Genomic DNA, 827 nt, shown 5'->3' with positions numbered 1-827 from the left:
CGATCGCCTCGGCGATGAGCTTGCCGATCTGCTCGTCGGCGGCCGAGATCGACGCGGTTGCTGCGATCTCGTCGGTGGTCTCGATCTCCTTGGCGTTCTCAAGAAGCTTCGCGGTCATCGCGGCGACAGCCTTCTCGATGCCCTTCTTGATCGCGATGGGGTCGCTGCCAGCTGCGACGTTGCGGAGGCCCTCGCGGACGAGCGCCTGCGCGAGCACGGTTGCGGTGGTGGTGCCGTCACCCGCGACGTCGTCGGTCTTCTTGGCGACCTCCTTGACCAGCTCAGCGCCGATCTTCTCGTAGGGGTCGTCGAGCTCGATCTCCTTGGCGATGGAGACGCCGTCGTTCGTGATGGTGGGGGCGCCCCACTTCTTCTCGAGGACAACGTTGCGGCCGCGCGGGCCGAGCGTCACCTTCACGGCATCAGCGAGAGTGTTCAGGCCTCGCTCAAGCCCACGACGTGCTTCCTCATCAAACGCAATGATCTTTGCCATGTATTTCGCCCCTCCCGGACGTTCTCGTAGTGGTGAGCAGCACAACGACGACGAGCATCGATGCGCGGAGCTTTAGCACTCAGTCGATTCGACTGCTAAGACCAATCTTGGCACTCTCACGGGGTGAGTGCAAGCGGTGCCGCTCGCGCACAGCGAACACACCGGGAGGCCGTCGAATGGAGCGACTCAGGGGGTGATGGTGGCGGGATCCTGCGGGAGTCCCGTGTCCGGATTGATCGGGAATCCCGTCGCGGGATCGATCTCCCACCCGGTCGCGGGATCAATCTCGGGCTCCGCCGTCGGGTCGGTGTCCGTCCCCTCGGAGCCGCTCGGC

At 64.7% G+C, this 827-nt stretch carries 1 protein-coding gene; it reads right to left on the bottom strand.

Translation table 11 applies throughout. The features are described from left to right. The coding region (locus tag EGM46_RS14540) for a TCP-1/cpn60 chaperonin family protein (RefSeq protein WP_277425231.1) at positions 1 to 493 on the bottom strand (493 nt) is incomplete at its 3' end. Positions 494 to 827 lie beyond the last annotated feature (334 nt).

It is taken from the genome of Leucobacter chromiireducens (assembly GCF_003917135.1).
Taxonomy (GTDB): Bacteria; Actinomycetota; Actinomycetes; order Actinomycetales; family Microbacteriaceae; genus Leucobacter; species Leucobacter chromiireducens_A.
This window is presented reverse-complemented; position numbering and strand designations above follow the sequence as displayed.